The sequence below is a fragment of the Tellurirhabdus rosea genome, from assembly GCF_026278345.1.
In the GTDB taxonomy this organism is placed as follows: domain Bacteria; phylum Bacteroidota; class Bacteroidia; order Cytophagales; family Spirosomataceae; genus Tellurirhabdus; species Tellurirhabdus rosea.
Map to the genome: position 1 here is coordinate 2,795,001 of NZ_CP111085.1, position 7,500 is coordinate 2,802,500.

Genomic DNA, 7,500 nt, shown 5'->3' on the forward strand with positions numbered 1-7,500 from the left:
TGAGGAGCAACGGGTTAATAATCCCGTACTGCCGGGAAGAGAGAAGCGGGGACGGAGTACAGAACTGGCCGCGGCCTGCGGGAATAGGCCGTTGAAGGCGGAAGCTATTGGTTCTATAGTGAAGTACGTAGAGTCAGGTGGAAGTTGAAAGTACCCAGGGCCCTTCGGGGCTGCGGGATAGCGCCGGGGATGGGCTTCCAAGAAAAGCCGCTATCGTTAATCTTTCCGGTAACCGTACCGCAAACCGACACAGGTAGTCGAGGCGAAGAGCCTCAGGTGCACGAGTGAGTCATGGTTAAGGAACTCGGCAAGATGACCCTGTAACTTCGGGAGAAGGGGGGCCTACCCAGTGATGGGAGGTTGCAGAGAAGAGGCCCAGGCGACTGTTTACCAAAAACACAGGACTTTGCGAAATCGAGAGATTCGGTATAAGGTCTGACACCTGCCCGGTGCTGGAAGGTTAAGGGGGGATGTTACCGCAAGGGAAGCATTGAACTGAAGCCCCAGTAAACGGCGGCCGTAACTATAACGGTCCTAAGGTAGCGAAATTCCTTGTCGGGTAAGTTCCGACCTGCACGAATGGTGTAACGATCTGGGCACTGTCTCAACCATGAGCTCGGTGAAATTGTAGTAGCGGTGAAGATGCCGCTTACCCGCCACGGGACGGAAAGACCCCGTGCACCTTTACTATAGCTTATCATGGACTTCGGGGCAGGGATGTGTAGGATAGGTGGGAGGCAGTGAAGCGGTGTCGCCAGGCATCGTGGAGCCAACGTTGAAATACCACCCTTGTCTGTGCTGGAGTCTAACCCTTAGGTTAAGGGGACAGTGGTTGGTGGGTAGTTTGACTGGGGTGGTCGCCTCCGAAAAGGTAACGGAGGCTTCCAAAGGTCCGCTCAGGCTGGTTGGTAACCAGCTGGGGAGTGCAATAGCAGAAGCGGGCTTGACTGTGAGGCGAACAGGCCGATCAGGTGCGAAAGCAGGGTATAGTGATCCGGTAGTTCCGCATGGGTGGGCTATCGCTCAAAGGATAAAAGGTACGCCGGGGATAACAGGCTGATCTCCCCCAAGAGCTCACATCGACGGGGAGGTTTGGCACCTCGATGTCGGCTCGTCACATCCTGGGGCTGGAGAAGGTCCCAAGGGTTCGGCTGTTCGCCGATTAAAGTGGCACGCGAGCTGGGTTCAGAACGTCGTGAGACAGTTCGGTCCCTATCTGTGGTGGGCGTGGGAAGTCTGACGGGGGCTGTCCTTAGTACGAGAGGACCGGGATGGACCCACCGCTGGTGGACCGGTTGTCGTGCCCGCGGCACGGCCGGGTAGCTACGTGGGGAACTGATAAGCGCTGAAAGCATCTAAGTGCGAAGCAGGCCCGAAGATGAGACTTCCATGAAGGGTCGTCCGAGACCAGGACGTGGATAGGCGACAGGTGCAGGGCGTGAGAGCGCTAGAGCCGAGTCGTACTAATGGCCCGAACGCGTGGCTCCATTCCTTTACAGGCCAAGAAGTGCAGTCGACAGACTCACAAGGTAGCGGTTGTAGTTTCCAGTGCGGCAAGAAACGCCATAGACATCAGGGGAGCCATTCCCTTAACCCACCGCCGGGACGCGAGTGCCGGGTAAGCGTGGGGGAAGAGCAGGGATGGTGGCCATGGTGCGGGGGTCCACCTCTTTCCATTCCGAACAGAGCCGTTAAGCCCCGCCACGCCGATGGTACTGGAGTCGCATCCGGGAGAGTAGGTAGCCGCCACCGCTGAATTATAAGGCACCTTATTAACGTAAGGTGCCTTTTTTTAAAATCTAATTTCTTGTTTTGCGGAGAGTTCTTACCTTTGCAAAACAATCGGGGTGTAGCGCAGCCTGGTAGCGCGCTACGTTCGGGACGTAGAGGCCGTGGGTTCGAATCCCGCCACCCCGACCCTTATTTAGCAGATATGCAGATTTCTTTTGTAAATATCGCTTGGTGGTGGCGTTCAACCTTATAAAGGCTGATCAGTCACTGCTTTCTGCTTATATATAAACAGCACAACCAAAGCCTACTGTCAGCCACAGTAGGCTTTTTTTTATTCCTATGACAACAACCGAACCTCTACACAAGACGACCTTTACCGTCAAAAGCCGTTATCGCCGCTTGCTGGCTGATACGCTTACGCCCGTTAGCATCTATCTCCGGTTACGCGACCGCTTTGTGAACAGTATTTTGCTGGAAAGCTCTGATTATCACGGAAACGATAACAGCTTTTCGTACATCTGTTTCGACCCCGTCGCGCGGTTTGAGTTCGATGGCATACAGGCCACCACCACCTTGCCGAACGGTGTATCGGCCGTCATTCCTATCGACGAAAGGCAAAAGCTGCAAAGCAGTATCCAGGCGTTTCGGGAATTGTTCAAGAACGATTCACAGGAATTTCCCTTCATCAGTAACGGCCTCTTCGGACATATCACCTACAGCGCCGTTCAGTTCTTTGAAGACATAACACTACAGACTAAGCAGTCGGAAAATGAAGTGCCGATGATGGTCTATCAGGCTTTCCGGTACGTTATTGCGATCAATCACTTCAAGGACGAGCTTTATATCTTTGAACATGCTTACTTGCAGGAAGACCAGGAGCCGGAAGCAGATACGCTCGATTACATCGAATCGCTAATCAAAAACAGAAATTACCCGACCTACACTTTCCGGACCACGGGTCAGGAATCGTCGAACGTTACGGATACCGAGTACCTCGACATGGTTCGTCAGGGAATCAATCACTGTCACCGGGGCGATGTTTTTCAGATTGTCCTTTCACGCCGTTTCTCGACACCGTTTCAGGGAGACGAATTCAATGTTTACCGTGCCCTTCGGTCGTTGAATCCTTCGCCTTATCTTTTCTATTTCGATTACGGCAATTACAAACTGTTTGGCTCCTCGCCAGAATCGCAGATTGTTATCAAAAACCGTAAGGCAACCATCTACCCCATCGCGGGTACTTTCCGCCGGACAGGAGATGACGCCGCCGACGCTGAACTTGCACAGAAACTGTACAATGACCCCAAGGAAACGGCAGAACACGTCATGCTGGTGGATCTGGCCCGCAACGACCTCAGCCGTAACTGCAACGTGGTGAAAGTTGAAACCTTCAAGGAGATTCAGTATTACTCGCACGTCATTCACCTCGTCTCAAAGGTGGTGGGTGAAATGAACGGGGAAGTTGAGCCGCTTCAGATTGTGGGGGAAACATTTCCGGCGGGCACGCTGTCGGGAGCGCCAAAACACATGGCGATGAAGCTCATCGATAAGTACGAACCAACCAGCCGGGGCTTTTACGCGGGCTGCATTGGCTTTATGGACTTCAACGGCGATTTCAATCAGGCCATTATGATCCGGACATTCCTGAGTCGCAACAACTCCCTGTTCTACCAGGCCGGCGCGGGGGTTGTCGCCAAATCTAATCCGGAGAGTGAGTTGCAGGAGGTTAATAATAAACTAATGGCGCTGCGGGCGGCGATTAAACAGGCAGAAACGATTTAAGTCATGAAAGTTCTGGTAATTGACAATTACGATTCCTTCACGTATAACCTGGTTTACCTGCTGCGCGAACTCGGTTGTGAGGTTGATGTCTTCCGAAACGACAAAATCTCCCTGGAGGAAGTGGGGAAATACGACAAGATTCTTTTGTCGCCGGGCCCCGGCATTCCCTCGGAAGCCGGAATCATGCAGGACGTCATCCGGACCTACGCGCCTTCCAAAAGCATACTCGGGATATGCCTCGGCCATCAGGGTATTGGGGAGGTATTTGGGGCTACGCTGGAAAACATGGATGATGTCTACCACGGCGTTGCGCACCGAATTTCGGTGATCAGGCCCGATGAGAAGCTTTTCCGGAATGTGCCGGCCGAAGTAAACGTAGGCCGCTATCACTCCTGGACGGTCGTGCCGGAAACCATGCCCGATGATGTGGACATCACCGCAGTCGATGAAAAAGGCCGGGTGATGGGACTTGCTCATAAGGTGTACGACGTCCGGGGACTGCAGTTTCACCCGGAATCCGTTCTGACTGATTTTGGAAAACAAATGCTAATCAACTGGCTCGCCGAGTAACGATGAAAAATATCCTGAACCACCTCTTCGAGTATAAGACGCTGACGAAAGACGAAGCCAAACAGGTTTTGATCAACATCAGCACCGGGCAGTACAACACCTCGCAGATTGCGGCTTTTCTGACCGTGTATATGATGCGGAGCCTCACCGTGCAGGAACTGGAAGGTTTCCGGGACGCCATGCTGGAGCTTTGTGTGCCGGTCGACCTCACGGACTTCGACGTCATGGACCTCTGCGGAACCGGCGGCGACGGCAAGGACACCTTCAATATTTCCACCTTGTCGGCTTTTGTCGTTGCCGGTGCCGGACAGCAGGTAGCCAAGCACGGCAACCACGGGGTGTCGTCCCTGTGTGGTTCGTCTACGGTCATGGAGCACCTCGGCTACCAGTTTACCAACAATGTGGATAAGTTGCGTCGCATGGTGGATAAAGCCGGAATATGCTTCCTCCACGCACCGCTGTTTCACCCGGCGATGAAGAATGTCGCCCCGATTCGGAAAGAACTGGGGGTAAAAACGTTTTTCAATGTGATCGGCCCCATGGTGAATCCTGCGTTCCCTAAAAAACAGCTTGTAGGGGTCTACAGTCTTGAATTAGCCAGATTATATGCGTATCTTTATCAGCAAACCCCCAAGCGGTTTATGATTCTGCACGCTCTGGATGGCTATGATGAAGTGTCGCTGACCGGTGCCTTCAAAATAATAACGGCTCACGCGGAAAACGTTCTGACGCCGCAACAAATCGGCTTGCGCCAGCTCGCAGCCGAAGAGCTCGCCGGCGGTCAGTCGGTGGAGGATTCTGCCCGTATTTTCATGAACGTTCTAAAAGACGAAGCAACATCGGCCCAGAAACAGGCGGTCGTGGCAAATGCCGCTATGGCTTTGTATGCAGCCGAAAAAGCGCGGACGATTGAAGATGCGGTTGGAATGGCAACGGAATCACTGGAAGGCAAACGCGCCCTGGCGTGTTTTACCGAACTCCTGGCGGCCTGATAGCGCGATCCCGAATATGGGTAAAACCATAACAGGGTCATCTTAGTTACTGTATATAAGACGGAATGAACATACTCGAAACGATTATTGCAAGTAAGCAAGACGAAGTAGCCCGGCGCAAATCCGCCACGTCAGTACAGGAACTTGAACAGCAGCCGTTGTTCAGTCGCCAGCCGTTGTCTGCCCGCCAGGCGCTTACCAGTCCTACCTCAACCGGAATCATCGCCGAATTCAAGCGTAAGTCTCCTTCCAAAGGAATCATCAATGACTCGGTTTCGGTAGCGGAAACTACCACGGGTTACGTGCGGTCGGGTGCTGCCTGTTTGTCCGTACTGACGGATGAGCCTTTCTTTGGGGGTACACCCGCCGATCTGCTGGAAGCCCGTGCCGCCAATTCACAAACGCCGATCATCCGCAAAGACTTCATCGTCGACCCGTACCAGATAACCGAAGCCAGAGCCCTCGGCGCCGATTTCATTCTGCTGATTGCCTCCTGCCTGAGTCCGGCGCAGGTTGGTGAGTTCAGCCAGTTTGCGCACGAACTGGGTCTGGAGGTGCTGCTGGAGATTCACGACGAAACCGAACTCGTTCACATCCAGCCGGGCGTAGACCTCGTCGGAGTCAATAACCGGAATCTGAAAACATTCGTCACCGATATCGACACTTCGCTGCGGCTTGCGGGCCAGATTCCGGCAAACTACGTGAAAGTGTCCGAAAGTGGGTTGCAGAAAGCAGAATCCATTCACCTTCTGCGGCAGGCAGGGTACCAGGGCTTCCTAATTGGCGAGACGTTCATGAAGGCGGCTTCACCGGCAGAGGCATTGCAGACGTTCGTAAACGAATTGTCCTTTCCATCGAATTTCCCATCTCTAAACACCGTCTATCATGAAAGTGAAAGTATGCGGAATGCGTGATGCCGACAACATTCAGGAGTTGCTGGCCGTTTCACCCGATTTTATGGGGTTCATTTTTTATGACAAGTCGCCGCGGTATGTAGGCGAAGGACTGGACGCCGAGCAACTGAAGTCATTTCCCCGCTCGGTCAAAAAGGTAGGTGTTTTTGTTAATGCCAGTCCGGATTACATTCTGCGGATGATGAAAAAGTACGATCTGCAATATGCCCAGCTGCACGGAAACGAGACGCCCGACGTTTGTCGCAACCTGCGCAACCGGGGCGTAAGCATCATCAAAGCGTTTTCGGTCGATGCTTCGTTCAACTTCAGCATGGTCAACAACTATAAGCCGTTCTGCGACTTTTTTCTTTTCGATGCAAAAGGAGAAAGCTTTGGCGGTAACGGTGTAACGTTCGACTGGACCATTCTGAATCGGTACGATAACGAGAAGCCGTTCTTCATTAGTGGAGGCATCGGACTGGACAATATTGATGAGCTGGAAACCCTGAAAGGTCTCAAGCTTTACGGGGTTGACCTGAACAGTAAAGTTGAGGTTGAGCCGGGCGTCAAAGATCTGGAAGTCATTCGGACGATCATCCGCAAAATTAAGCCCATAGACGAGGAAGTAATTGCCTGAAAATTTTGTTACAGACAAACCGCAGTCCAGGCACCCATCCGGTTGCTTCGGAATGTTGTCGGCCTTAAAATCAGTAACCGAACGTTCAGGTTCCGTGTAGAGATGGAAACAACAACAGTACAATCACCCTATCAGGTAAGCGAAGACGGCTATTACGGGTACTTCGGTGGCGCATTTATTCCTGAAATGCTCTATCCGAACGTAGAGGAATTGCGGGATAATTACCTGAAGATTATTTATGAATCAGGCTTTCAGGAGGAGTTTAACGCCCTGCTGGAAGATTATGTCGGTCGCCCGACTCCCCTGTTTCTGGCCCGGCGCCTGTCGGAGGCTTACAACACCACGATCTACCTGAAACGGGAAGACCTGTGTCATACTGGGGCGCACAAGATCAACAACACCATCGGACAGATTCTGGTGGCCCGGCGTTTGGGCAAACAACGGATTGTGGCCGAAACCGGGGCGGGTCAGCACGGAGTGGCGACAGCGACCGTGTGTGCGCTCATGGGCCTGGAGTGCATTGTGTACATGGGCGAGATCGACATGGAGCGCCAGAAGCCCAATGTCGACCGCATGCGAATGCTCGGGGCAACGGTCGTGCCTGCCACCAGCGGCAGCAAAACGCTGAAGGACGCCACCAACGAGGCTATGCGGCACTGGATCAATAACCCGGTCGATACCCATTATATCATTGGCTCCGTAGTCGGTCCCCATCCGTATCCGGATATGGTTGCCCGGTTTCAGTCGGTTATTTCTGCGGAAACCCGGAAGCAGCTGCTGACCAAAACGGGCCGCGAAACGCCCGATTATGTCATTGCCTGCGTGGGCGGAGGAAGCAACGCCGCCGGGGCCTTCTATCATTTTCTGGACGAACCGTCCGTAACGCTGGTAGCCG

The 7,500-nt window shown here is 53.2% G+C and carries 6 protein-coding genes, 1 tRNA gene and 2 rRNA genes (2 of these 9 running past the window's edge); all 9 read left to right on the forward strand.

Going from position 1 to position 7,500, the window contains the following annotated elements:
- Positions 1 to 1,487 (forward strand): 23S ribosomal RNA (locus ORG26_RS11715) (it extends 1,409 nt beyond the left edge of the window).
- Positions 1,488 to 1,640: 153 nt separating this feature from the next.
- A 5S ribosomal RNA gene (gene rrf / locus ORG26_RS11720) occupies positions 1,641 to 1,752 on the forward strand.
- A 91-nt stretch (positions 1,753 to 1,843) separates the two neighbouring features.
- Positions 1,844 to 1,917: transfer RNA gene (locus tag ORG26_RS11725), tRNA-Pro, on the forward strand.
- A gap of 153 nt (positions 1,918 to 2,070) precedes the next feature.
- Entirely contained in the window at positions 2,071 to 3,513 is a 1,443-nt protein-coding gene (locus ORG26_RS11730) for an anthranilate synthase component I family protein (RefSeq protein ID WP_266361930.1), read from the forward strand.
- A 3-nt stretch (positions 3,514 to 3,516) separates the two neighbouring features.
- On the forward strand, positions 3,517 to 4,083 hold the full coding sequence (locus ORG26_RS11735; RefSeq protein ID WP_266361932.1) for an anthranilate synthase component II: 567 nt from the start codon (positions 3,517 to 3,519) through the stop codon (positions 4,081 to 4,083).
- Between the two features lie 2 nt (positions 4,084 to 4,085).
- Positions 4,086 to 5,075 carry an anthranilate phosphoribosyltransferase gene (gene trpD / locus ORG26_RS11740; RefSeq protein ID WP_266361934.1) on the forward strand — a complete coding sequence of 330 codons (990 nt, stop codon included), beginning with the start codon at positions 4,086 to 4,088 and terminating at the stop codon, positions 5,073 to 5,075.
- A 65-nt stretch (positions 5,076 to 5,140) separates the two neighbouring features.
- Positions 5,141 to 5,989: an indole-3-glycerol phosphate synthase TrpC gene (gene trpC / locus ORG26_RS11745; protein ID WP_266361936.1), complete on the forward strand. Its 849-nt coding sequence runs from the start codon at positions 5,141 to 5,143 to the stop codon at positions 5,987 to 5,989.
- The gene (locus ORG26_RS11750) at positions 5,961 to 6,605 is read left to right on the forward strand and encodes a phosphoribosylanthranilate isomerase (protein ID WP_266361938.1); all 645 of its coding nucleotides are present in this window, start codon (positions 5,961 to 5,963) and stop codon (positions 6,603 to 6,605) included. Before trpC ends, ORG26_RS11750 begins: the two co-directional genes overlap by 29 nt.
- Positions 6,606 to 6,707: 102 nt before the next feature.
- On the forward strand, positions 6,708 to 7,500 hold the 5' portion of the coding sequence (gene trpB, locus ORG26_RS11755; RefSeq protein WP_266361940.1) for a tryptophan synthase subunit beta. It continues 410 nt past the right edge of the window; 793 of the gene's 1,203 nt are visible here — the first part of the coding sequence; its start codon is at positions 6,708 to 6,710; its stop codon lies beyond the right edge, outside the window.